Source organism: Hungatella hominis (assembly GCF_014288005.1).
Taxonomy (GTDB): domain Bacteria; phylum Bacillota; class Clostridia; order Lachnospirales; family Lachnospiraceae; genus Hungatella; species Hungatella effluvii.
This window is the reverse complement of sequence record NZ_JACOPB010000009.1, coordinates 61290-87481: the sequence shown is the minus strand read 5'-3', so window position 1 is coordinate 87481 and position 26192 is coordinate 61290. Positions and strand designations below refer to the sequence as shown.

23 protein-coding genes and 1 pseudogene are annotated in these 26192 nt (G+C 48.2%); 3 read left to right on the top strand and 21 right to left on the bottom strand.

Features of this window, described 5'->3' with window-relative positions; all coding sequences use genetic code 11:
- Positions 1 to 17: 17 nt before the first annotated feature.
- The 8 genes and pseudogenes from H8S75_RS18845 to H8S75_RS18810 form a co-directional block, all read right to left on the bottom strand.
- Positions 18 to 281: pseudogene (locus tag H8S75_RS18845) on the bottom strand (MFS transporter); the annotation flags it as partial.
- A 737-nt stretch (positions 282 to 1018) separates the two neighbouring features.
- Complete coding sequence (locus H8S75_RS18840; protein WP_432764193.1) at positions 1019 to 1432, bottom strand: MarR family transcriptional regulator; 414 nt, start codon at positions 1430 to 1432, stop codon at positions 1019 to 1021.
- Between the two features lie 709 nt (positions 1433 to 2141).
- Entirely contained in the window at positions 2142 to 4283 is a 2142-nt protein-coding gene (locus H8S75_RS18835; RefSeq protein WP_117621033.1) for an RNA degradosome polyphosphate kinase, read from the bottom strand.
- Positions 4283 to 5851, bottom strand: coding sequence for a Ppx/GppA phosphatase family protein (locus H8S75_RS18830; RefSeq protein ID WP_002601670.1), 1569 nt, complete (start codon positions 5849 to 5851; stop codon positions 4283 to 4285). Before H8S75_RS18830 ends, H8S75_RS18835 begins: the two co-directional genes overlap by 1 nt.
- A 76-nt stretch (positions 5852 to 5927) precedes the next feature.
- Positions 5928 to 7229, bottom strand: a complete 1302-nt coding sequence (locus H8S75_RS18825) for an ATP-binding protein (protein WP_187022957.1) — start codon at positions 7227 to 7229, stop codon at positions 5928 to 5930.
- Between the two features lie 64 nt (positions 7230 to 7293).
- Positions 7294 to 8430 carry a prephenate dehydratase gene (pheA, locus tag H8S75_RS18820; protein WP_187022956.1) on the bottom strand — a complete coding sequence of 379 codons (1137 nt, stop codon included), beginning with the start codon at positions 8428 to 8430 and terminating at the stop codon, positions 7294 to 7296.
- On the bottom strand, positions 8427 to 9176 hold the full coding sequence (locus H8S75_RS18815) for a lysophospholipid acyltransferase family protein (protein WP_187022955.1): 750 nt from the start codon (positions 9174 to 9176) through the stop codon (positions 8427 to 8429). Before H8S75_RS18815 ends, pheA begins: the two co-directional genes overlap by 4 nt.
- A 55-nt stretch (positions 9177 to 9231) precedes the next feature.
- Positions 9232 to 9735: a putative ABC transporter permease gene (locus H8S75_RS18810; RefSeq protein ID WP_243270336.1), complete on the bottom strand. Its 504-nt coding sequence runs from the start codon at positions 9733 to 9735 to the stop codon at positions 9232 to 9234.
- A gap of 396 nt (positions 9736 to 10131) precedes the next feature.
- On the opposite strand from H8S75_RS18810, the gene H8S75_RS18805 reads away from it, so the two are divergent.
- Positions 10132 to 10749 (top strand): PBECR4 domain-containing protein, encoded by a 618-nt coding sequence (locus H8S75_RS18805; protein WP_187022954.1) that lies wholly within the window; start codon positions 10132 to 10134, stop codon positions 10747 to 10749.
- Positions 10750 to 10787: 38 nt separating this feature from the next.
- On the opposite strand, the gene cls is transcribed toward H8S75_RS18805, so the two are convergent.
- From cls to H8S75_RS18745, 12 genes are all read right to left on the bottom strand, one after another.
- A complete protein-coding gene (gene cls, locus H8S75_RS18800; protein ID WP_187022953.1) occupies positions 10788 to 12284 on the bottom strand; it encodes a cardiolipin synthase in 1497 nt (498 codons plus the stop codon).
- 193 nt (positions 12285 to 12477) lie between these two features.
- Positions 12478 to 14196, bottom strand: a complete 1719-nt coding sequence (locus H8S75_RS18795; protein WP_187022952.1) for a GspE/PulE family protein — start codon at positions 14194 to 14196, stop codon at positions 12478 to 12480.
- Between the two features lie 47 nt (positions 14197 to 14243).
- Positions 14244 to 14831 carry a type II secretion system protein gene (locus H8S75_RS18790; protein WP_187022951.1) on the bottom strand — a complete coding sequence of 196 codons (588 nt, stop codon included), beginning with the start codon at positions 14829 to 14831 and terminating at the stop codon, positions 14244 to 14246.
- A gap of 8 nt (positions 14832 to 14839) precedes the next feature.
- On the bottom strand, positions 14840 to 15259 hold the full coding sequence (locus H8S75_RS18785; RefSeq protein WP_349768946.1) for a prepilin-type N-terminal cleavage/methylation domain-containing protein: 420 nt from the start codon (positions 15257 to 15259) through the stop codon (positions 14840 to 14842).
- 187 nt (positions 15260 to 15446) lie between these two features.
- Complete coding sequence (locus tag H8S75_RS18780) at positions 15447 to 16226, bottom strand: ICP22 family protein (protein WP_187022950.1); 780 nt, start codon at positions 16224 to 16226, stop codon at positions 15447 to 15449.
- Positions 16227 to 16255: 29 nt separating this feature from the next.
- Positions 16256 to 16969: a hypothetical protein gene (locus H8S75_RS18775; protein ID WP_187022949.1), complete on the bottom strand. Its 714-nt coding sequence runs from the start codon at positions 16967 to 16969 to the stop codon at positions 16256 to 16258.
- A gap of 10 nt (positions 16970 to 16979) precedes the next feature.
- Positions 16980 to 18458, bottom strand: a complete 1479-nt coding sequence (gene pilM / locus H8S75_RS18770; RefSeq protein ID WP_187022948.1) for a pilus assembly protein PilM — start codon at positions 18456 to 18458, stop codon at positions 16980 to 16982.
- Between the two features lie 22 nt (positions 18459 to 18480).
- Complete coding sequence (locus H8S75_RS18765) at positions 18481 to 19668, bottom strand: type II secretion system F family protein (RefSeq protein WP_349768945.1); 1188 nt, start codon at positions 19666 to 19668, stop codon at positions 18481 to 18483.
- 88 nt (positions 19669 to 19756) lie between these two features.
- On the bottom strand, positions 19757 to 20314 hold the full coding sequence (locus tag H8S75_RS18760) for a prepilin peptidase (RefSeq protein ID WP_187022947.1): 558 nt from the start codon (positions 20312 to 20314) through the stop codon (positions 19757 to 19759).
- A 10-nt stretch (positions 20315 to 20324) separates the two neighbouring features.
- Positions 20325 to 20753 carry a prepilin-type N-terminal cleavage/methylation domain-containing protein gene (locus H8S75_RS18755; RefSeq protein ID WP_242355868.1) on the bottom strand — a complete coding sequence of 143 codons (429 nt, stop codon included), beginning with the start codon at positions 20751 to 20753 and terminating at the stop codon, positions 20325 to 20327.
- 16 nt (positions 20754 to 20769) lie between these two features.
- A complete protein-coding gene (locus tag H8S75_RS18750) occupies positions 20770 to 21195 on the bottom strand; it encodes a prepilin-type N-terminal cleavage/methylation domain-containing protein (RefSeq protein ID WP_187022945.1) in 426 nt (141 codons plus the stop codon).
- A gap of 25 nt (positions 21196 to 21220) precedes the next feature.
- Complete coding sequence (locus H8S75_RS18745) at positions 21221 to 21400, bottom strand: DUF4250 domain-containing protein (protein WP_187022944.1); 180 nt, start codon at positions 21398 to 21400, stop codon at positions 21221 to 21223.
- Positions 21401 to 21583: 183 nt separating this feature from the next.
- Between H8S75_RS18745 and H8S75_RS18740 the strand changes: the two genes are divergently transcribed.
- Entirely contained in the window at positions 21584 to 22591 is a 1008-nt protein-coding gene (locus H8S75_RS18740) for an asparaginase (RefSeq protein WP_187022943.1), read from the top strand.
- Between the two features lie 47 nt (positions 22592 to 22638).
- Here the strand turns inward: H8S75_RS18740 and clpB are convergent, their stop codons facing one another.
- Positions 22639 to 25227, bottom strand: a complete 2589-nt coding sequence (clpB, locus tag H8S75_RS18735) for an ATP-dependent chaperone ClpB (protein WP_187022942.1) — start codon at positions 25225 to 25227, stop codon at positions 22639 to 22641.
- A 272-nt stretch (positions 25228 to 25499) separates the two neighbouring features.
- Between clpB and H8S75_RS18730 the strand changes: the two genes are divergently transcribed.
- A complete protein-coding gene (locus H8S75_RS18730) occupies positions 25500 to 26078 on the top strand; it encodes a glucan-binding protein (RefSeq protein ID WP_187022941.1) in 579 nt (192 codons plus the stop codon).
- Positions 26079 to 26192: the final 114 nt, after the last annotated feature.

Sequence of the window (26192 nt, the reverse complement as noted above, 5' to 3'; positions counted from 1 at the left end):
CTCTACATTCATGCGCAGATGGCCGCCGCCGTGGCAAAGTCCAGTATCACCATAATATTCCTCTTATTCACCCGGTCCGCAATAATTCCTCCCACAGGGAACAGTACGATCATAGGAATAAATGCGCACGCCGAAATCGTCCCAAACAAAGCCGAAGACCCGGTCTGATTCAGCAGATAAAGCGGAAGCGCATACCTCAAAATCTGATTGCCAAACAACGATATAATCTGGCCGATAACCACGAGCAGAAAATCTTTAGAAAAACCTCTGTCACTCTTCATCTATTACAACTCCTTTATCTTTTATTGTTTCCACGGACATATTTATTCTATTTCCATTTTATTTCCTTGTTAACAATATTTGCAAAGGGAAATTTCTCGATCACCGCCCCATGTAAAAAAAGAAGGCCCTTCTCATTGAAGGCTCTTCTCAGTTTTAGTTATATGGTATGTATATCTGACTAATCGTTTTTCGTACATTTGCTTTATTCGTCGGATAAATAGTATAGCGTTACAAAATAATAAGCTTATTTTACTTTAGTATGGGGAGGGATTATAGGAAGAAGATTTAACCATAAAAATAGCGTACAAATCAATAAACCGAGATGGCATATACAAAATTATTGCGTTTCCGGCATATCATAAAATCTAATGGAAACCCCATTATAAAAATTTCTTGTAATAGTTTTTCCAAAAATAAGGAAATTTACTGCTGTTCCATGTCCTGAGAAGTAATTATAGACCTGTTGAGTTTGACTGTTTTTAAGCCATACGCCCTGAATTATATAAATTCGGGGCGTACTCCTATCCTGCAAGATTGTCTCAGGGCAGATTTATCCCTGGCGATAAAAACATTTTGAAAATAGTTATATTTGTAGTTATGAAATCAGAACCGTTTGCTCCCAGGATCGGCAAAGGAATCCAAGGAATATACCATTATTATGTACATTCAAACGCCAGAACATATGATATCCGCTGTCACCCTGGATACAGTTTTTCTTAGTTTTTATTAACGCCCTCTATAACTGGTCATACCCGACGCTGTCGGCATCCACCCCAAGCTTTTTAGTCTCATGATCCAGGTGGCGCTTATATGCTTCCACGAACCGGAGCATCCCATCGAGTTGTTCCTCAGTCACCTGATCGAATACCACTTTATCCCGATCCTCGAACTCCTGATGCAGTTCCTCATGGATCTCAAAGACCTGTTCGCCCTGTTTTGTAAGTCTAAAGTAGATTTCCTTCCGGTTCTCCGGTTTCTGGTAGCTCTCAACGACTCCCTTTTCCATAAGTTTCTTTGTAATTTTACTGATTGCACTTCTGGTCATATAGAAAGCCTCAGCAAGCTTTGTCACATTAGAGTCTGTATTTTTTCCAATATATTCGATGCAGTGCACTTCCGAAGGCTTATACCCCTTCAGCAGTCTTTTCATCTACTCATCCAGAAAAATCCTCTTATTAAACAAATCCCAGAACCCGTCAAAAACCTGTTCCTCCTTACTCATGCCCCAGCCTCCCATTTTCCATGTGCTGCTTTATATAAAATACTCTATCAAAACTTCTATATCCCGCTGTCCCTATCCTTTACTTCCCACCGCCTCCGCATTTTTCCCAGCGCAGCCGGTGCCAGCGGACTTTTCACAGCCTAGTACAGCATTGCGTAAGTTTCGGTGAATCATGTGCTTGATATTTGCGTCAGGGGCGCGTCCGCGAAGCGACGGCGTAGTGGACCCTACGTCTAGCTTCGTGGGCGTGACCCTGGCGTGAATAGCGAGTACAGAATTTACTGGAACTTATGCAGCGCTGTACTAGCCGAAAAAGATAGGGCGGCCGGCAGTTTGGAATTGGCGAACTGTTCGCGAGGTCGCTGGGAGTTAGGCTGGAGGAGCGGCGGAGCGGGGTCAAAATCGCGTTTACCAGGCGCAGCGGTAAGTCCCCCTCACGTACGTTCGGCGGAATGATTTGAGGGCACTGAGAGCGAAACTCCTTCAGGATTTCGGTCGAATTGCCCGGTGCCCCGCTCCGCCGCTTCTCCGGCCTTACGCCCAGCCCCTCAGCGAACCGTGAGCCAATTCCAAACTGCCGGCCGCCCTCTCTTTTCCCCAACTGCCTGCGCAAAGTCCGCGTCCCCCCCGTCCAGCCCTAATTCTGACTAATTACCGGCACAAACACCCGGTTACTCACCGGATCCATCTTCCCCAGCTCTGCTTCCACGTTTTTTACCGCTTCCTCGCAGAACTGATCCTGGCTGCACACCAGCACCTTGCCGCGTTTATCCGGCTTCTCATACGTTCCATCCGGTTTCAGTATATGAGCCTTCACATTGTCCTCCAGCTGAACCTTTAAGACATGCATGACCTGTTCCTTTAAGGATTCCTCCTCCACCGGGAACATGATCTCCACACGCTTATCCAGGTTTCTCGGCATCCAGTCGGCGCTGCCCATATAGATCTCCGGACTTCCGTCATTTTCAAAATAGAAGACACGGGCGTGTTCCAGGAAATTACCGACAATGGAGTGTACCTCGATGTTCTCGCTCAAATTAGGAATGCCGGCCTTTAAGCAGCAGATTCCGCGGATCACCATCTCGATTTTTACGCCGGCACAGGAGGCCTCGTATAGCGCGGCCGCAATCTCCTTGTCGCAGAGAGAGTTCATCTTTGCCATGATATGCGCCGGTTTCTTCTTTAAGGCGTTCTGCGTTTCCCGGCGAATCATCTTTAAGAACCGGTTTCTCAGCCAGATAGGCGCTACCACCAGTTTATTCCAGTGCAGCGGTTCGGAGTAACCGGACAGCATGTTAAAGACTGCCGTGGCGTCCTCGCCGATCTGCGGGTTGCACGTCATGAGACCAAGATCCGTATAAAGCTTTGCGGTGGAATCGTTGTAGTTGCCGGTTCCCAGATGCACATAGCGGCGGATCCCGTCTTCCTCCCGGCGCACCACCAGGGTGATCTTGCTGTGGGTCTTTAATCCTACCAAACCGTATATAACGTGACAGCCCGCTTTCTCCAGCTTCTTTGCCCAGTTAATATTATTCTCCTCATCGAAACGGGCCTTTAGCTCCACCAGAACGGAGACCTGTTTCCCGTTGTCGGCCGCTTCAGCGAGGGCCGCGATAATCGGGGAATTGCCGCTGACGCGGTAGAGGGTCTGCTTGATGGCGAGCACATCCGGATCCTTAGCCGCGCTCTTTACGAAGTTTACCACCGGACCGAAGGTCTCGTATGGATGGTGCAGCAGAATGTCGCCCTTTCGGATATTCGTAAATATGTCATCCTCGTTCATCAGAGCCGGAACCCGCTGCGGAACGTACTTCGGAGCCTTTAAATGCTCGAAGCCCTCAAGTCCGTACATCTTCATCAGGAACGTCAGATCGAGCGGCCCTCCGATCTCATAGATGTCGCCCGAGCTGATGGAAAGCTCTCTCTTTAATATCTTCAGCAGGCTCTTGTCCATCTTCTCGTCGATTTCCAGACGGATGGCCTCGCCCCACTGGCGCTTCTTTAACTGCTTCTGGATCTCCTCCAGTAAATCAACCGCCTCTTCCTCGTCGATAGTCAAATCCGCGTTCCTCATGATACGGAAGGGACTGTAGGCGACCACATTATAGTTTAAGAACATGGAACCGATGTTGCGTTCGATGATCTCCTCCAGAAGGATCACGGAACGGCCGGATTTCCTGTCGGCTGGGATCTCCACGATTCTCGGCAGTACGCTGGGTACCTGAACCATGGCGAACTCTAAGTCCTCTTCTCCGCTCTTCTTCTGAAGAAGCGCCGCGATGTTTAACGTCTTGTTCCGGATTAACGGAAACGGTCGGGACGAGTCCACAGCCATCGGGGTCAGAACGGGATATACATTTTCCCGGAAATACTCATCTACGTAGGCGCCCTGTTCCGCGTTTAAGTCCGCATGGGTCGTGACCACACACAGCCCATTCTGCTTTAACGCAGGGAGTATTGAGCGGTTGTAGGTGGAATACTGCATGGCTACCATCTCGTGCGTCTTTACGCCGATTTTTTCCAGCTGCTCGGAGGGCTTTAAACCGGCGATATCCGGCTTCGTATATTTTGCGTGGACCATGTCCTTTAAGGAGGCGACACGGACCATGAAAAATTCGTCCAGGTTTGACGAGGTAATGCTTAAGAATTTCAGCCGTTCAAACAGAGGCAGGTTCTTATCCCTGGCCTCACTCAGCACGCGGTAGTTGAATTCCAGCCAGCTCAGTTCACGGTTTACATAATTATCAGGATTGTAGAATCTTTCATCAATATCTGCCATCAGGACAACCTCCTCTTCTGTTTTAATACAGGCCGGATTCCGAAAATTTCCTCGAAGAAATCCGCTTTCTGGGCAAATGCCACCGCCTCCAGGGTAATATCCCCTCCATAGGTCGTGGTCACCAGCAGCTGGCCTTCCTTAACACTCAGACGGCAATCGTGAAGCTTCTGCTTATGGCTCCGGTCCATGGCATTGGCCAGCCGCAGAATCGCCGTCAGCTTGGCGATCAGTATGGTCACGTCGTTATGGGTCAGCTCACCCTTTGTATCACGAAACAGGTCTTCATTAAATGTGACCTCATTGTAATCGAAATCAATGCTGTTATAGCGCACCACATTGGCGATGATCTCACGCTCCATATGGGATAAACCGATGATCTCCGTCGACATGATGATATTATACCCCGACTCTCCCGTGTACTTCATACCTATGAATTTGCCGCAGGAGTGGATGATGGCGGAGATCTGCAGCAGGAGACGCTCTCTCTTTCCCATGCCGTGGTACCGCTTCATGCTGTCAAATATATCGAGAACGTGTTTCTCCATATCCGCCGTGTGGGAAGCGTGACATTTGTAGCGCTTCGCCATGTTGCGGGACGCCGCAAGGATATCCTCGGTGAAATCGTGGGTGAATTTTACCGCCCTGGTCTCCTCCGCATATTCCGCGGCAATACCGTCGCAGAGACGGATTCCGGGTATCCAGAACATCTCGGCCCCGGTCAGCTCTAAGACTCTCCGGTAAATGATGGCCGCCGGCATTAAGAGGGCCGCGTACTCGCTGTTCACACCGAAACGCTCTTCGATCTGGTAGAGAGGCATATCCACCAGCTTCTCATAGAATGCCTTGAAATCTTCTGCGGTCACCCGGTCCACAGGTTTCCCCGTTCCGCTTCCTCTGGATAAATAGAGGATACATTCCCCGATGCCGATTAAATTCTTGATCTCTCGGTCCTTTAAATACATCTTTTTAAAAGTCACAAGCTCATTATCCACCAGTTCCTCGATGAGAGTATTCTCCATCCGGATGTCGGCCTGGATATTGGACATCATCTCCCGTATCCTTAAGACGCCCAGGAGAAGGTTCTGGGTGGAGATCAGCGCGTCCTTATCGAACAGGGATATCTGCATGCTGCCGAAGCCCACGTCCACAATGGCTGTGCCTTTCTGAATTGTCTTGTTAAATTCCGCGTCCTTGGAGGCAATGGCCTTATAGCTGATAAACCGCTGTTCCGAGTTGCTGATGATCTGTACTTCAATCCCTGTCCGAACCCGGATCTGATCCAGTACGATCTGGTTGTTGCGGGCCTCACGCATGGCGCTGGTAGCATAGGCACGGTACTCTGAAATCTTGTAGGCCTCCATAATCTCCGCAAACTGCTGTAAGACGCCGCACATCTCCTCCACCAGTTCATAGCTGATCTTTCCATTATTATAGGTATCTTTTCCAAGGGCGATGACGTGGCGCACATGGTCTACCCGACGGATTCCGTATTTGGGCGAAACCTCATAGATACCGAGTTCCAGTTCAAATGAACCCACGTCGATGGCTGCGAATAGTTTAATTGCCATACTTGTCCTCCTTACCGCCCGGTACGGGCAACATCCTTTCCATTATACTCTCCTTTTGTCAGGACATGTGTCAAATTTACGTAAAATCTTCCCGGGTGCCCATCAGGTGTGTGATGAACTGGCTGGCCGTCCTTCCTGACAGTCCTCCGTGGCTTAACTCCCACTTGTTGGCCTCCGCGTAGAGCTCCTCCAAAGGCATATTTACATGATACCGCTCCGCCAGCTCCCTTACAATGTTCTGGAACTGCTTCTTATCCGGAGAGCCAAAGTATATGGTCACGCCGAATCTGGCTACCAGTGACAGCTTCTCCTGTACGGTGTCGTTATTATGTAATTCATCATCCAGCTCCCTCTTATCACTGAACTTCTCACGGATCAGATGGCGCCGGTTGGAGGTCGCATAAATCAGCACATTCCCCGGCTTCTTTCCGAGACCGCCTTCGATGATGGCCTTTAAATACTTGTATTCCAGCTCGGAATCCTCAAAGGACAAATCATCCATGTAGATGATGAACTTGTAGTTCCTGTCCTTCACCTGCTCCTGTACCTCGGACAGGCTCTTGAACTGGTGCTTGTATACCTCGATGATGCGCAGCCCCTGCTCGTAGTACTCATTTAAAATAGCCTTGATGCTGGAGGATTTCCCCGTTCCGCTGTCGCCGAACAGAAGTACATTGTTGGCCGCTCTTCCCTGGATAAATGCCTCCGTATTCTCGATCAGCTTCTTCTTCTGAAGCTCGTAGCCGATGATATCGTCCAGATAAATGTGCTCCACATTGGTGATGGGATTAATATGGACCTCGTGATCGATCTCCTCGATTCGAAACGCCTTGTTAAGCCCGAACTTGCCGACGCCGAACCGGCGGTAAAACTCCGTCACGGCTTTTCCGAAGGCAGCTACATCCTCAGACCGCTCCAGTTCCACCGCCAGCGCCACGATCTGGTCCCGGATTCTCTTGTTGAACACGCGGCTGTTGCCACTCACCGCCTGGTAGTCTGAGAGTGCGGACCAGACACCGCCGCCCGTCGGATCAGTCCCGCCGTCCAATGTGCGGATATCGTAATCAAACAGCTCCTTGGTTACGTTGAAATCATGGGCGGCCAGTTCATTCAGAGAGCCTTCGATATGGCCCACAATTTCACATGAAGTACTGTATACATTTTCGTTGTTTGCAAGGCAGAATGCTAAAAAACAATGCCAGAGATTCCCCTCAAAGCCGTAAGTCACCGCCATGTCGATCAATTGGCTGGCACAGGCATAGGAATCCGGCATTGTTCCCGGCTTGTCGTCCGGCCCAACGGCCAGAAGTGTGGAAACATGATCAAAAAGTTCCCGGTGCTGCAGATTTCGGTAGATAATGAGTTCCTGCGATTTCATAAGTTCCTCCCTATTTTTTCGAAATGGCCAGGCAGCCTACAGCCGCCTGACCGTTCTTCGTTCCCTAATAATTGCCTAAAATTCTCATGTTAGACGCTTCTTCTTCAATTCCCTTTAACGCATTCTGAATCTGCGCATCGCCCAGGTTTCCCTCGATATCGACGAAGAACCGGTATTCCCAGTTTCTTCCGGCAATGGGCCTGGATTCAATCATGCGCATGTTCACATGATTATAGATAAAATTGCTCAGCATATTGTACAGGGAACCGCTCGTGTGGGGAAGCTCGAAGCTGATGCTCACCTTCGACGCATCCTCCCGGTATATGGGATCCCTGGACAGGATGATGAACCGGGTCGTATTATTTTTGTTATGATTGATGGACGGTTCCAGCACCTTTAAACCGTACAGCCTTCCGGCTGTCTCACTGGCCACCGCCGCCTGATTCTTCTTCCCGTCATTCAAGACCTTTTTTGCAGACGCCGCGGTGTTCTCCACACTGTACTGCGCCCAGTCCCGATGGGAGTTTAAGTATCGGGAGGACTGCATCAGCGCCTGGGGATGGGAAAATACGGTGGTAATATCCGAAAGCTCCGCCTCCGGAAGTCCCAAAAGCGCATGGTTGACCGGGAGAAAAATCTCCGCCACAATGTAATTATGGTATTTGATCAGCAGGTCGTAATTATCGCTGACTGCGCCCGCTGAGGAATTCTCGATGGGCAGGACCGCGTAATCGGCCCGGCCGGCCTCGACCTCCTTCATGGCGTCTTCCCAGAACTGCACGTGATAAGCGTCCACATCACTGCCAAAATACTGCAGTGTAGCTTCATGGCTGTATGCACCTTCCACTCCCTGGTACACCACACGGATTCCCTTCAGAGGAAGCTCCTTCACGGCCTTGAAATCCATCCTGGCTGTCAGTCCGTGTTCCGCCATCAGCTTATACTGATACCGGCGGCTGATCGTCATCATCTGGCTGAACAGTTCCTCCACGGCCTGCTTCTGGAAGCTGTCGTCTGTCATGGCCTTCACGGAGTCCAGCTTCTGTCTCTCCCGCTCTCCGTCGTAGACCGGTTTGCCGTTTTCAATCTTATATTCCGCCACGTCGCCGCATAGGCGCATGCGTTCCTCGAACAGGGTCACAATCTCCCTGTCGACCTGATCCAGTTGTTTTCTGATTTCCTGTAAATCGAATGTACTCATAAATTCTGTCCTTCTGCCAGCTGAAGCCTAAGCATGGCCTTTATCTGTTCTTCCGTGTAAGCCCCCGGGAACTTCTTCACTTCCGGAGGAAGTTCCTTTGTGTGGAATGGCTCTCCAAAGGTGATGGTCACATGGGACGGTTTGATCTTCGGAAAATGCTGTTCAAAGACTTCTGCGGTCCCTGTCAGGGCCACTGGCACCACATAGCAGCCGCTCTTTTCCGCAATCTTTAAGCTTCCCTCTTTGAACGTCAGCATATCCAGCGGGTCGTCGTTCTTATTTCTCGTTCCCTCCGGGAAAATCCATACGGAGACGCCGCGTTTCACCTGTTCAATTCCTGCAAGGATGGTCTTTAAACCTTCCTTTAAATTCACGCGGTCGAGAAAGAGGCAGTTGACCAGCTTCATCCAGGATGAAAGAAGCGGAATCTTCTCCATCTCCTTCTTGGCCACAAAACCGGTCAGGGACGGAACCGTCACATATCCCACCAGGATATCGAAATAGCTGCGGTGGTTCCCCACGTAAAGTACCGCCTGGTCAGCCGGGACATTCTCTCTTCCCTTTACCGTGATCTTCACTCCCGCCATCCAGAGGATCAGCCGGAATACACACTGGATCACGGCCAGGCTCTGTACATCGCGCAGGCAGCGGTTTTTCTTACCAATCAGAAATTCCACCAGCATCAGCGGAATACTTAAAATTAAAAACAGAATGACAGTTGCTGCTACAAATATAAAACGTATCATTGGTCTTCCCCTCCATTTTTACTATTATATAAAATGAAGAGTGTAATTACAATACTTACCCGCCTTTCTTTTTCGTAATTTGCTCAAATAAAAGCCCTGTGGCGAACCACAGCGGAGCAAAATCGAGCCGTATGAGGCCGTCGATATTCGTACTCCGTCCCGTGTAGTCCCAGGGACACATTCCCCGTGACCGAAGCCACGCTCCTGAGACGTATTCCGCCACAAAAATCAGGACCATGTAAAGCATACCGTGGCGGACCGCCAGATCCGACTTTTTTACGCTCAGTGATTTCCCCGGATTGAGCCAGTCGTCGATCCATTTGCCGATCGGTCCCAGAAGCGCTCCGCATCCGTAGATTGGGAACATCAAAAGGGACGTCCTCCCCATCAGCCTCCAGTCGTGCCTCATGATTGATTCCGCTGACGTAAAAAGGACCTCCAGGCACCAGCCTGTGATTCCGCATTTGCAAAAATTGACCGGGAGCTGTTTTAGCTGCAGCGCCGTGCTGCTGATTGTAAATTTTTTGAATGTTGTTGTGTTTAGTGTTGTCGTCTTCATAAGTACCAGTATGTACCCAAAGCGGTAATTTTATGAACGGAACTTTAAAAAACGCATACTATATAAAACAAGGTATATTTTAAAAAAGTTGGATGCTTTGTTAAATAAAATATTCTTGCATAACAACTCAAAATATGATACGATGTAATTGCCAAAGAATGCGAATTCTTTCCATACTTTTTTGTGTGGGCACCTGTATAAGGAGCGTACAGCGGTGTTTCTGGCATCGACAAAAACTTTACACTGACATCAGTAAATGAAGGAAGCTTAGCTGTCCTAAATGCCGGATAGGTGGAATGCCTATATGTTGGTAAAGCAACATAACAAACCAGAATTATTACTGACAAAGAGTTATGGAGCATTCCATGACTCTTTGCTTTTTTACGGAAGATAATAATGATATCAAAAGAAATATTAGCTATATTACAAAGGCATATCCAAACATTTGATGAAAAATGCGGCAAAGATTATTTGATTGTTTTTTCAACCGGGAAAAAGAATAATCCTGATTTTTGTGAAATAACTTTCAACTATTATAATTACTGGCATCTGCTGGGTTGTGAATCAGCATCAGAAGATGCCCTTTTAACGTATGAAAATTGTAAAAATCATCAGAATGTTTCAAAAGATATTAACCTCTTATATGGATTATCCACTTTTTACAAGAAAGAGCATACCTTTGATCAGGTTTTTGATTTTGTTAAAAAGGCAAAATCTGTAAGACTTGGATATACAACCCTTGGACCGGAACAATTTCAGCTTACAATGGCGCTTGGAAATAACATCGGTATTATTGGATATGATTTTCCCAAAAATACCGTCGGAAGATTTTTAATTCCAAAAACCTGTCAGGAAAAATCACTCAAAATGGTATCAAGTGAACACAGTAAAATCTTATTCATACTCAGTAAAGAATCCGGCCAAAAATTCTATGACCGGATTGATTATGAGATAAAGAAAGATCTGTCAAAAGAATTAGTGAATGAACTGCCGGAAGTAATGATAAAATTATAGTTTATCATCTCCTGTTCCATATCTCGGTTGTTTTTGTTCTACAGAAGCGGCGACAACAGTCTGCTGCACTGCTCCTTCACCCGGATCCACAAGTCTCTCGACGCATAGTCCTCTCTGGTTATCTCTTTGCAAAGCTTTAAATCCTCAATAAAGATATTCTCCAGTTCTTTCGTGGTCTCCTCATCGTAAATGACGGCATTGACCTCAAAATTCAGCTCAAAGCTTCTGATGTCCATGTTTGCCGTGCCATAGGAGCAGACGCGTCCGTCTGTCATCACGCCCTTGGCATGGAGGAAGCCGTTCTCATACGTATAGCACCTGGCTCCCGCTGACAGAAGATCACCCACATAGGAGTAGGTCGCCCAGTATACAAACGGATGATCCGGCTTGCACGGGATCATCAGGCGGACATCCACTCCGGATCTGGCGGCCATAGAAAGCGCAGATAAGACGGCATCATCCGGAACAAAATACGGCGTCTGGATATAGATATGGTCGCGCGCCTTTGCGAACAGCCGGATATAATTGTCCCGGATCTGCCTGCTGACAGCGTCCGGACCGCTGGCAATGATCTGAATCCCCAGCGGATGAATATCTGGATCCACCTGATCCAGCCGGAATAAATCGACGCCGGTCTCAAAATACCTCATATCCTTAAACAGGTTTTCTCCTGCCGCGTAATTCCAGTCCAGCGCGAAACGAATCTGAAGACTCAGCACAGAACCGCCCGTCAGCTTTAAGTGCGTATCCCTCCAATAGCCGAACTTGGGGTCTCTGGAAATGTACTCGCGCCCGATGTTAAATCCGCCCACGTAGCCGACCTTGTTGTCAATAACCACGATTTTCCGGTGGTTGCGGTAATTCATTCGAAGCTGGAGCCGTCCCAGGATGGGCGGAAAGAAAATCCCTACCTTCACACCGCACTGCTTCAGTTCCTCCCATTTCTTCTTCGGCATGAAACGGCCGCCCATACCGTCACAGAGAATACGGACCTCCACTCCGGCTCTGGCCCGTTCGGCCAGGATCGGGCTGATGGAATCGAACAGCTCGTCGTCCTTGATAATATAGTACTGAAGGTGGATAAAACGGTCGGCTTTTCTCAGTTCATTGCGCAGATCCGTATATTTTGCCTCGCCATCCGTAAAAATGCGGACAGTATTGTCGATAGTCAAAACTGCTCCTGAGGTCTCTAAATTGTACAGCACCAGATCCTCATAGTCACGGGACAGATGAGACTCCAGGCTGGTATCGTGCGACTTTAAAAACTCTTCCTGGCCGCGCACGGTAAAATAGACGCGGTCCTCCACTTCCTTAACGCGGAACATCTTGCTTTTCCCCATGTCCTGCCCCAGAAGGAGGTAAAACACGAAGCCAAAAATCGGTATGAAATACAGGACCATCAGCCAGGTCCAGACAGATTTCGGATCACGCCTTTGGAAAAATACGATTATGATTGAAAAAATCAGATTGATGTAAATTAAATGCTCCATGATCCACGACCAGACGGCTGTGACCGCCATCCATGCTGTCTCCATATGAAGTCCTCCTTTTTCCCCTTCGAGTACTCTCGGAAACTCCTTGTGCTCAGATTTGTGAGATGATTTTTCGTCAGATGTTCACAAATTTACGAGGCGTACACGGCGTGTACGTTGAATAAATTTGTGTGCATATGGCGGAAAATCAGCCACAAAGATGAGTGCAAAGGAGTTTCCGAGAGTGCTCCCTTCCTCAGTCTTCCCCGAAATAATCCATATCAATCGTATAGACCAGACGTTCCATCTCCTCAAATGTCGTAATTCCAGCCAGAACCATTTTCACCGCCTCTTCTTTCAGAGTCGTCATCCCATGGCTGCGAATTGCGTACGCTTTCAACTCGTCTTCTTTTCTGCCCTCTGAGATCATGCGCTTCATCTCCGCATCCACGCTTAAAATCTCATGGATGGCAATGCGGCCCTTGTATCCTGTCTCATTGCAGAGATAACAGCCCTTTCCCCGGCGCAGACGCACGTGTTCACCAGGAGCCGCAGGCTTTCCGTACAGAATCTTCAGTTCTTCGGGACGCGCCTCATACTCTTCCTGACAGTAGGGACAAACCTTTCTCATAAGTCTCTGAGATACGATTCCGGCTATGGAGGCCGCAGCCAGATACGCGGGAATTCCCATATCCATCAGCCTCGTAACCGATGATGCGGCATCATTGGTATGAAGTGTGGAAAATACCAGATGACCTGTGATAGCGGCGCGTGCTGAAATCTCAGCAGTCTCCGGGTCTCTTGTCTCTCCGATCATGATGATATCGGGATCCTGACGAAGAATGGAGCGCAGTCCTGTCTGGAAGTTCAGCCCCGCTCTGTCACCTACCTGTATCTGATTAATCTTCGGCAGATTGCGTTCCACCGGATCCTCTATTGTAACAATATTCACAAGGCGGCTGCTTAAATACTGAAGAACCGAATATAATGTCGTTGTCTTCCCACTTCCGGTCGGTCCGGTAAAGTAAATGATCCCGTGCGGGATACGCAGAAGCTGTTTCATCTTCCGGTAGTTATCACCGGACATGCCAAATGCGGCGCTGCGGTCAATCGGCGTATTCGTCGTCAGGAACCGAAGCACACCCTTTTCGCCGTAAATGGTAGGTACGAAGGATACTCTCACGTTCATCTCCCTGCCATCCAGTGTGATTTTAAAGTGACCGTCCTGCGATTTCCTTTTCTCGGCAATATCCATCTTCGCCAGAATCTTGGTGCGCGCCACAATACCCTGATGAATGGCAGGAGAAAGCGTCATGTATGGAATCAGCATTCCGTCGCGCCTCATGCGGACAACCGTCTCATTTTCGTAGGGTTCAATATGAATATCACTGGCGTTTGTATTGTAGCCCTTCAAAAGCAGGCTGTTTAACAGACGGACGATTGGCGCCTGATCTTCATCGGAGCTTACCATCAGGTTCTCCGCAAAGGTTCTGGAAAATACGGCGTGTTCGCTGGCCAGTCTCGCCGCCGCTCTGGCGTCAATCCCTGAGTAATTCAGCTCGATCGCGTGGCGGATCTGCGTCCGTTCCGCCAGAATCAGCAGGATTCTCATATTGGTCACCAGACGGATATCCTCAAGCGCATATAAATCCAGTGGATCCGCCGTCGCCACGGTTAAACAGCTTCCTTCCATGGAAACTGCTATAATATTATATTTTATGGCCAGCTGTTTCGGTATTTTCTCCACTGCACGCTCATCGATATGAAAGAACTCCAGATCAATGACTTCGAGTCCCATACTGCGTCCCAGCACTTCCATAAGCTCCCGGTCCGTTACATACCCAAGATCCGTCAGAACTTCGGCCAGACGCCGGTCATTTGCCTCCGCTTTCAATTGCTTCAGACCTTCATTCAGTTGTTCCTTCGTGATGGCGCCCTGTTCTACCAGCACTTCTCCAATGTGTATTCCCTTCATTTCTCCAACCTCAAACTGTATTTTCAATCCATTCCCATGACGCCGACTCATTGCCTGCTGGAATATCCCGGATCTGTGTAGTAAATATAGAGGGTATTTCCAGCCGTGCCGGCGCTGGCTTCCAGATCACGGCGGATTATGTCTATGCCGTTCAGTTCTAAATTAACTAATTTTACCACAGAGTCTGCGGAATATAAAGCCGTATTCGTTTGATTCTTCCACGTAATCCGGTACTTTAAAACCGGTGCATTACCCTCTGACGATACAGGCAGAATCTCGCAGAAGGCCTTTCTCTTCCGGTAAAATTCCTCTTCACATATCGCTTCTCCGTCGCAGTAGATCCTGCCATCCCTTGAAAACAGGATTTCATGGCCGTATTCATCACCGGTCAATTCTTCTCTGCTGATCACCAGGCTCTCCGCACAGGAAATCCGGTCCTCCAGATAATCGACAATCACCTGAGTCGTTCTCCTTAAGTCGTCGGCGGAGGCGCTCGTTTCAAACATGTTTCCCGTGTAGGTATACATCCGGATCAGGAAGCTCATGAGAATGAATGCGATTGCCAGGGACGCGATCAATTCCGTCAGCGTCATTCCCCGGTCGCCGCTCAGACGGCCATTCCATTTTCCACTCACACTGCACCTCACTCCCTGGATTTCGGCACCGGCCCTATCACCTTCAGTGTGACAGGTGAGGCATGTCCTTCACCGGTCCATGACATCCCATATTCCATAATCACTGCATCCATGGAAATTGTATGATTGTTTATTTTGAATCTGAGTTTTGTCTCTTTCGTTCTGAGCGGTTCCTTTTCCAGCTCCACGCATTCCAGCGCAGCCATATACTGTTTTCTCATCACGGTTCCCCTGCCCAGGGAAGAATGTGCCATTCCCAGGCATTTCAAGAATATCGTGACCGCAATCAATAGAATGGTCCATGCTGCCAGAGACTCGATCAGAGTAAAGCCATCGTTTGATTTGCAGGGGTTTTCTGTATTATTGTGTCTTGCCATGTTACTGTGCTTTTCCATATTACTGCATCTTGCCATTTTACCACATTTCACGATTTGCCTCCCATTCGCGGTTAGAGTGCTCGGTTATTCCACTTATGCCATCCCGTTAATTTATAGTAACAGTTCAGACGGCGGGAAAATTGGTGCAATAACGGACGTTGAGCTGGCTCATAAGGCCGTCTTTACACCAATTTTCACATCGGATGGATATCCGATGCTTCTTGACCGGCTTTTTCAGTCAAGAAGATGAGCCGTCTGAACTGTTACAATTTATAAGCTGTGGTTCTCCCCGTTCATACCCGAGGACGATCCATGGCTCTTCCTCCGATTCCGGATCGTTCTGGAGATAAACTGTCATGATCTCGGTGCTGCTGCCTTTCTTCGCAGTAGCGGTCAACATAAGACAGTTCTCTTCCGGCATGTAGTATCCGGTCATCGTACAGCTTCCCATGGTGGCATCTAATTGGAACTTGATGGCGGAGATGGGAATCATATTGTTGATTCTGGAATCTGACATATTGGCCGAATCCGTGTTGGATTGCGCGTTTAGTTCTGCTTTTGGTTCTGTGCCAAATTCTCCATTTGATTCGTTTCCAGGCTCTGCTCTGAATTCTCCATCTGGTTCATCTTCCAGTTCCGCGCCTGACTCCTCATCCGGTTCGTCTCCCAGCTCCGCGCCTAACTCCTCATCCGGTTCGTCTCCCAGTTCCGCGCCTAACTCCTCATCCGGTTCGTCTCCCAGCTCCGCATCTGATCCGCTACCCATAAATTCCGAAATTTCATCTAAAATGGCATCCCGCAGTTCTCCGGAACCGTTACCTGTAAAGTCTGCAGCCGCAGTCTGTACGATGGAGCGTGCCGTTAAATACGCCTGCCTGTCATTGTACTCCCTAAGACTCTGCCGATAATACGCTGAAGTGGCAAACAGAATCGCGGTCACCAGAATCATCAGTATCATAACCATAACTACGACCCAGCCGAGTACGTACCCTTCTTCCCCGTTTTTGCGCCCTGCCATTTAACCACCTCATTTCAGTTTACTGACTTTCAGGGCTCGCTGATTATTTTCATATTGCTGTATTCACCACTGTTTTTCAATTCCTCACTGCCTTTCAATTCCTCACTGCTTTTCAACTCCTCACTGCTTTTCAACTCCTCACTGCTTTTCAACTCCAGCATCAAGCAAGTCACCGTCATAGACAGCGTTTCACCATTGACGTTGCCGTCCGTCATCGCTTCCGCTCCATCGGCCTTATCCTCTATGCTGTTTCTGGAATATGAAGTCACAGAGATCCAATCTCTGTCGTATGCCCAGTCCAGCAGCCGGTATAAATCTTCCATTGTTCCTGATGCTTCTACATGGACAGTCGCCTTATGGATGTTATATCCGGTTTCCGCCGCCTCCTTTGTCTCCAGAACAGAAACATCTAAAACCTTAATGGTCTCGGGTACAATTTCAAAGGAGGTCAGATATTCTGCAAGTTCCGGAATCAGCATGGAATTGGTACGGTACGGCAGATAATCCTCCGTATTTTCACCAATCACGCCCTGTTCTCTGCCAATCTCCTGCTCCAGGACAGATTTCCCAGTCAGATCGTTCTCGGACTCGCGTTCCTGAAGCTGTATAATTTTCAGTTCCGCCTCTGTCCTTACCCGTTTCATATCGGATGGAATTTTCACCAGATAGTAGACTCCCGTTAAAAGCAGAAGAACTACCGCAATATAAACCAGTACCTTTTCTCTCTGCGTCAGTTTTCTCATGGTTCCCTCCTTATTCCGGCATTTTTAATACACACTCCAGTTGAAAATAATACCAGCCATCCTTTTCCTTTGTCACCGGATTGACATTGGTAAATCCGGAATACTCTATCTTTGAGAACAGTCCGCTCTCTTCCAGTCTGCGCGCATAAGCTGATATTTCCCCATAGTTCTGTGAATTTCCGTTAAAAATCAGCGAGCCATCCATGTATTCCGGTTCGGAGAGTTCCAGGCTTCCGCCCGCCGCGTCAAAGATATACTTCCGCACAGCGCTGTTCATCTTCGCAGTCTTTACCGCCTCTTTCTTTACTGCAGCCTGCCCGGCCGTCAGGGTTCTCAGGGACATCAGTTTCTCTTTCAACTGTTTTTCTTCTGCCAGCGCCTCTTTTCTCCCTTTTTCAGACAGGCGTTCTTCAAGAACATGTATCTCTTCCCTCATGTTTCTTACAGCAATCTCGTTACCCGCCGCAATCCCCAGGAAGATACTGAGAATTGCCGCAGGTAAAAGACATGCTCCAAGAAAACGGGACCGTTCCTCTCCCCTGCGCCTTTCCTTCTGTTTCGCCGCTCCAATGAGATCCAGAGACTTACGGCCTCCCAGCAGACTGCCGGTGACATACATATACTGGCCCATGGAATAGCTGATGCCGCCTTTTGATGTAATCAGCGCTTCCTCTCCAGGCACCGTCACCGTGATATCCTCATTTTTCACAATGCTGGGAATGAGGCGGTCCAGTTCTTCTTTCCCCAGCCCGCAGAGACAGACAAAATCCAGTTCAAATTCATCTCTCTGCATCTTGCAGAAATGAATAACGGACCGGATCACCTTCGCCATCTCTGCCGTACTCTCCTCAGTTCCTCTCTCATCGACCAGACGCATGCGGTTCGTATACGTATAGACACCATCGATGTAAAGCGATGTCATCATATTCCGTCCATCCGCGATTGCCATAATAAATGTCTTATTTCGGAAAGACGGCAGGAAATCAACCAGATTATTCAAACCATCTACTGCGACGTCAATCGATTTCAGCTTCATACCACATTCGGAGAACAGGCTCTGGTACTCAAGAATTACACTGCGTTTCATCGCCACACAGAGGATAGTACACCCTTTGTTATCCCTGTTTTTCCTCCTGATGATACTGTAATCATAGACGTAGCTGCCCTTCTCTGAGGGCAGAATCAGATCGGAAATCTCCCGTCTCACCAGTTCCAGCATCTGGCTGTGAGGCATCCGCGGAGCTCGCAGCACCTTCGTGATAATCTGGTTTCCGCCCATAGTCAAATACACATGTCTGCGGTATTTACCATACCGCTTCCTGATTCCGTTCAGTACCTCCTTTACGGCTTCCTCTTCTGTCACAACGTCGTTAATTAAGGCGCCTTCCTTTAAGCGGATGCTAAGGCAGTCCATAATCTCTATCTTTTTCCCTGACCTTCCAAGCACAGTTCTTATCTCATTTTCCCCTAAATAGACTGATAATCTCATATGTGCCCTCCTGTTTAAGGCCTTATCCGATACTCTGATAATACTGGTAAATGGGAACCATCACAGACAGCATCAAATAACCAATGATGACTGCCATGATAATAATCATGGTCGGCTCCAGAAGCGACAATAGCCGCTTTATCGCTGTCTCTGACCTTACTTCAAAGGATTCCGCGGTGCGTTTCAACATGGAACCCAAATTCCCGGATTCCTCTCCTATGTAAATGCTGTGAATTAGTTCGGGACAGAACTCTCTGATCTGAGACAGTGAGTCGGAAAGAAGCATTCCGTTTTTCATATCCTCCATTACCTGACAGAGCCGTTTCCTCATATAGCGGCTGCCCAGCGCATCCGCAGTCAGTTCCAGTGCATGAATAAATGGAACGCCTCCGCCATACAGGAAACTGAAGGTCCTTGCAAATCTGCCAGCCATGATCGTCTTAAGAAGTGTCCCGATCCCCGGAATATGAAGCAACATTTTATCCTTCCATACCACTGCGCCAGGCCTGGTAAATACTCCGGCCAGAATCACTGCAGCCGAAATAATGACCGCAGCGATATCTGTAAAATGATCTCGAAGCCCGCGGCTTACTGCCATCAGAATCTGCGTGGAAACCGGTATTTGCTCCATGGATTCGAACAGCTCGAAAAAGCTGGGAAGGACGGCGGTAAACAACAGGAGTACCACCGCAGTAACGGTCAGAAAGAGAAAGGCAGGATAGACCATGGCGGTCCCGATCTTCTTTCTCGTCTCATCTTCCCGTTCGAAGTACTCTGCCATTTTCTCTGACGCCTCTGCGAGGCCGCCTCCCGCTTCCCCGGCGCGCACCATGCCGATGAGAATGGGTGGAAATACGCCATCCTGCATCTCCATCGCCTGAGAAAAATCCACGCCATGCACGATCATATGGTAGAGATTTCCATAGATCTCCCTTAAATCTTTTCTCGATTCCTTGACACTGATTAAGTTCAGCGCCTGCGCCAAAGGTATTCCGGAATTCAGCATGACTGTCAATTCGCCCATAAATCGTGACAGAAGTCCATAGCCCAATGGACGCCTTCTGACTTTTCCGCGCTCTTCTTTAACCTTCACCGGATACAGACCCATGGCCCGGATCTTTGTCCACGCCTGATCAAAGTCCTGAGCCTGAATCTTCCCTCTCGTGCGCCTGCCGTTTATACTTTTCGCTGTATATTCGTAATCCGCCACAAAATCACCCTTTCTCTCATTCGGCAGTTCCAGCAGTTTCTAAAATTTTACCACGTTCAAGAATCTTTTCTATTAATCTCTCGGCCGCTCATCCTCTTAAAAATCCCAGATACCAGGCCAGCAGCTTGTCTCCATACAGAAGGGAAAGCACGACACCCGCCGCCAGAAATGGACCAAAAGCAAAATGCGATCCGCGCCCGGCCTTATGTGACGCCAGCAGCCAGATTGCATAACCACCTCCTGACACCACAGAGAGAAAGGCGGCAGCAATGATCCGCGGTCCTCCAAGTATAAGGCCGCAGACAGCCATCAGTTTGATATCACCGCCTCCAAAGCTTTCCGGAACGGCAAGCGTCATAAGATACATGGGCAGGCTGACAGCAAGCCCTCCCATCACTCTGCTTAAAAGAGTGATTCCAGGCTCCGTCACAAGAGACAGGAACGCAGGAATGAGAAGCGCGGCTGTCATCCGGTTCGGAATGCGCATGGTTTTAAAATCCGTATATGCGATCGCCGCTAAAATCAGACACACCAGCCATATCATGACTGCACGGAGGTCAAATCCACCACAGTGATACCAGGTTATACCCGCCAGAAAAAGGGCCACCGCAGCTGCGACGACCCTCCTAGGAATACTTCTGCCCATATGCTCCTCTTCAGTCTTCATAGGTAACGCCCTTTCCGCCGGTGATCGTAATCTTCTTCCCATCTTCCGGGGTATACTCTATTTCCTCAACTTTGTTTCCATCCAGCGTTATCTTAAAGCTGCTTCCGCTCTCCACGTCATTGCCCAGAAGCGCCTCCACTCTGGCTATGTATTTGGAACCGTCACCTCTGGTATACTCGACAACCGAGGCCACAGCTATTCCGTTATTCGTGCCTTCCTGTTCCAGAGCCGCAGCCTGTGCTGCAACATAGACATTCCGGGCCTGCGAAGTATATGACTTCTTTCTGGCATCACTGATAAACCCACTCATGGTCGGAATAGCAACCGCTGCCAGGATTGCAATAATGACCAGAACTGCAAGCACTTCTACCAACGTAAATCCATTTCTGTCTTCTCTTATATGTTTCCATCTGTTCATCTTTGGTATCCCTTTTTCATTTTCTGTCACGTACTTCCACTTCGGAATCATTCTTTATCTCTATTTGATAATCCTTCACATCGTAGATCATACCGTTTATCTTGCCTGTCGACGGGTCATAAAAGATGCCCCGGATCTGTCCGCCTTTCGTAACACTGCCTTTCAGCATATCGTATAAAGCGTTCTCTTTGCTCCCTACCTCCGGGTAAAATATCTCGTTATACATTACGAAGTCATCGATCATTCCGTCGGCAGCAAGCCGGTCAATGACATACGACTGCATGGCTGCCTTTACCATAAACGTCTCCGCCACATATGACTTTTTCTTTGCATCATCGATAAATGCATTCAGCCCGGGAACGAGATTCGCTGCAAGAATCGCAATGATGGAGAGCACCGCAAGCGTCTCAATTAAGGTAAAGCCCGCATCATCATTTTGCATACGTTTTCGTTTGCTTTTCACCCATCTAAATAAACTGGTTTTTTTCTTCATTATAATAGTAGTCAATCGAGGCCAGTCCACTGGTTATCTCTTCCTTATCAAGGCCCAGCGACAGACAGCAGTCCTCCAGAGAGGGGTAATAGTCGCGAAGCTGTGTATTTAAGAAACTGAGCAGCATGACCGGGTCTTTAGGTACATTTGCCATTTCCGATTCTCCTGTTCTATATCAATGCAATTCATTCTAGCATATATTTCCGGTATTTTCAACGTGCAGAAATCGATTACGGTGCTGCAGACATCAATTTACGAAGAGAATTTTAAAAAGGCCTATACGAACGAAAAAAGTCGTGATACAATCGTTTTCAGCATCATAACAGGAGGAAATTTCATGAAAAAAATATTAATGCTCGGCACTGGCGGCACCATCGCCTGCAAACGCGGTGAATCCGGCTTAAAGCCTCTGATCTCTTCGGAAGAGCTTCTCTCATACGTCCCGGATGCGAAGCAGTTCTGCCAGGCGGACAGCCTTCAGATACTCAATATAGACAGCACCAATATGCAGCCAAAACACTGGCTCACCATGGCGGGAGCCATCGAGGCGCACTATGAAGAATACGACGGCTTTGTCATCTGTCACGGAACGGATACCATGGCCTACACGGCCGCCGCACTCTCCTATCTGATTCAGAATTCCTCCAAGCCCATCGTCATTACAGGCGCTCAGAAGCCGATCGATATGGAAAATACGGATGCCAGAATCAACTTGTGTGACAGCCTTCGTTTTGCCAGCGACGACCGTTCCTGCGGCATCATCATTGTCTTCGATGGAAAAGCAATTGCGGGTACCCGCGGAAAAAAGGAACGAACTAAGAGCTATAATGCATTTTCCAGCATTAATTTTCCATATATTGCCACAATCCAGGATGGCCATGTCATCTTTTATCTGGATGAAAAAGAGCATTTAACGGACCATGTTCAGTTTTATCGCACGCTGAACCCCAATGTCGCCCTGCTGAAACTGATTCCTTCCATGGGAGCCGATGTGCTGGATTACATGGCGGGCCATTATGATGCCGTCATCATCGAGTCCTTTGGCGTAGGCGGACTTCCCTCCTATGACAGCGGGGATTTCTACAAAGCCATCAAGAAATGGATTTCTCTCGGCAAGACCGTCGTCATGACCACTCAGGTAACCAATGAGGGCAGCAACATGTCGGTCTACGAGATAGGGCACTCCATCAAAAAAGAATTCGGTCTCCTGGAGGCATACGACATGACGCTGGAGGCCACGGTAACAAAGCTGATGTGGATTCTGGGGCAGACGCAGGACGCACATGAGATTCGTGATATGTTCTATCGCACAGTGAATAAAGATATTTTATGGCGTGCACACTGAAAATCCAATACCCCACAGTAATCTGCGGGGTATTGGGCTGCAATAATTTATTCGGGATATGCAATCAGCTGGTTTCCGTTTTCTGCTACATCGATCACAATTGTATTGCCGGCTCTCACCTCGTCTCCGAGGATGATCTTGGCGGCCAGCGTCTCCACATGCTTCTGGAGATACCGTTTCAGCGGACGTGCTCCGTAAATCGGATCGTAGCCCCGATCCACCACAAACTTCTTCGCAGCATCGGTCAGTTCAATCTTCAATTCCTTATCCCCGATCCGTCTGTTTAAATCCTGGATCATGAGATCGATGATCCCGGCAATATTGTCCTTGGTAAGAGGCTTAAACAGAATAATCTCATCCAGCCTGTTTAAAAATTCCGGACGGAAATGGCCTCTTAAATCATTCATAACCATGGCCTCGGCCTCCGGCGTAATACTGCCCCTCTCATCGATGCCGTCTAAAAGGTACTGGGAACCGATGTTGGAGGTCATGATAATAATTGTATTTTTAAAGTCTACGGTTTTACCAGTTGAATCGGTAATACGTCCATCATCCAACACTTGCAAGAGGACGTTGAATACATCCGGGTGCGCCTTTTCCACCTCATCAAACAGTACAACAGAATACGGTTTTCTGCGGACGGCCTCTGTCAGCTGGCCGCCTTCGTCATACCCTACATATCCTGGCGGCGCCCCAATCAGACGGGATACGGAGTGTTTCTCCATGTATTCACTCATGTCGATCCTGACGATGTTATTCTCATCATCAAACAATCTCTCCGCCAACGCTTTCGCAAGCTCCGTCTTACCCACACCGGTAGGTCCTAAAAACAGGAAGGAACCAATAGGCTTTGTAGGATCCTTGATTCCCGCCTTGGAACGGATAATGGCCTCGGTTACTTTCTCAACCGCTTCGTTCTGACCAATCACTCTCCTATGAAGCTCTTCATCGAGATGAAGCGTCTTATTCCTCTCGCTCTCCGTCAGCTTTGCAACCGGTATGCCGGTCCATTTGGAGACGATCTTTGCAATCTCGTCCTCCGTCACATTTTCATGCACCAGGCTTAAATCCTGGCTCATGACACGGGTCTCCTCTTCCTCCAGCTCCTTCTGAAGCTGAGGCAGCCTTCCGTACTGCAGTTCAGCCGCACGGTTTAAATCGTATTTCTGTTTGGCATCCTGAATCTCCCGGTTTAAATTCTCTATCTCCTCGCGCAGGGTCGATAAGTGTTCTACTGAAGATTTCTCATTCTCCCACTGGGCCTTGGAAACAGCAAATTCATCGTGCAGCTCCGCCAGTTCTTTCTGAAGCTCTGACAGCCGGTCCTTACTCAGATGATCGGTCTCTTTCTTAAGAGCCGCTTCCTCAATCTCCATCTGCATAATCTTTCTGGACAGTTCATCCAGTTCTGCAGGCATGGAATCAAGTTCTGTCTTAATCATCGCACAGGCCTCATCGACCAGATCGATTGCCTTATCCGGAAGGAACCTGTCGCTGATATAGCGGTCCGAAAGGGTAGCCGCCGATACCAGAGCCGAGTCTGTAATCTTTACGCCGTGGTAAACCTCGTACCGCTCCTTCAATCCACGAAGGATTGAAATGGTGTCCTCCACTGTCGGTTCCGCCACCATAACCGGCTGGAAACGGCGCTCCAGCGCCTGATCCTTTTCGATGTACTGGCGGTATTCATCCAGCGTCGTAGCGCCAATACAATGAAGCTCGCCCCTGGCCAGCATCGGTTTTAACATATTGCCGGCATCCATGGATCCTTCTGTCTTGCCTGCGCCTACAATCGTGTGAAGCTCATCAATAAACAGAATGATCTGTCCGTCGCTCTTCTTCACCTCGTCCAGAACGGCTTTCAGCCTTTCCTCAAATTCTCCGCGGTACTTGGCCCCCGCCAGGAGAGCGCCCATATCCAGGGCAAACAGCTTTTTATCTTTTAAGCCCTCCGGCACATCACCGCGCACAATACGCTGTGCCAGACCTTCGACAACTGCGGTTTTACCAACACCGGGTTCCCCGATTAAAACCGGATTATTCTTCGTCTTTCTGGAAAGAATTCTTACTACGTTACGAATCTCGCTGTCGCGGCCGATAACCGGGTCCAGTTTCTGGTCTCTCGCACGCTCCACCATATCATAACCATACTTCTCCAGTGTATCGTACGTCGCCTCCGGGTTGTCACTCACAACCCGCTGATTACCGCGGACTGTTGACAATGCCTGAAGGAAATTCTCTCGCGTAATTCCATAGGACCGGAACAGCTCCTTTACCATTCTGGAAGGCTGCTTCAGCATGGCGAGAAACAGATGTTCCACGGAAACATACTCGTCTCCCATGGCTTTCGCCTCATCCTCTGCGCTGATCAATACCTTATTTAAATCATTGCTGATATAGAGCTGGCCTCCGCTCACCTTCGGCAGCTTTTCTATAGCCTGGGCAGCCTCATTTAAAAATTGTTCCTTCTGAACGTTCATCTTTGTGATGAGCTTTAAAATCAGGCTGTCTTCCACGGTTAAAAGGCTGTACAGCAAATGTTCCTGCTCAATCTGCTGGTTCCCGTATTCATAGGCCAGCTTTTCGCATTTCTGCACCGCCTCAAGTGACTTCTGTGTAAATTTATTAATGTTCATTTTATCCTCCTTCTCATCCTATCCGGAGATACAAAGCATTTGTTTTAATTGTTCTATATGTACTATAACAAATGTTTTATGTGATGTCAAGATTTTTTTTATATGATTGCATTTATCTGCTCTTATATTTACTCTTATATTTACTCTTATATCTGCTCTTACATTAATCTTACGTTTTTTTCCGCCTTGTTGTCTTTTGAATTCCTATCCTTTATAATTTACTTAACAGTTAATGAAAAACCTGTTGTCTTACAGAAAAGGAGAGGAAAAGAATGAAATTATATTCTCATTATATAAAGATTAAAAATATAAAAATCAAAAGTATAAGGACCAAAAGTATAAAGATCAAAAGTATTGCCGTGCTTGCGGTCTGCTCTCTGTTCTTTAGCGTGGGGCCCGGAGCAATCACAAGCTTTGCTCATACCCCCGACGAATCTCGTTTTTTAAACGGGACCTGGGAAAAAGACGATCATGGATGGTGGTTTGCCAATAAAGGGAACCCTGACTATTTTACTTCCACCTGGGCCGAATATCAAGGATACTCCTACTATTTTGGTGTCGATGGCTATCTGGTTACCGGTTGGAATTATATAAATAACCACTGGTATCGCTTCAATCCAGAGAAAGGGAATCATGAGGGGGCCATGATGACAGGCTGGATCTATGATCCTGACTATAAAGGCTGGTTTTACACTAACCCCTCCGGTATCCTGGTCACCGGCTGGAATAAGATCGGCGGGGAGTGGTACTACTTTAATCCAGAATCCGACGGAACCTTGGGACTCATGGCCGTCAATCAGGTAATCGACAGTTATTACGTGGACTCCGATGGAAAAATGAATGAGCCGTAGACTGCTGGATGGTTTGAATTATTTTTATAAAAAATAGGATTGGAATCAGAACGCATGACATGTATTTCTTAAATGTCCTGTGTTTTGATTCCAATCCTGTTTTATTGGTTACTT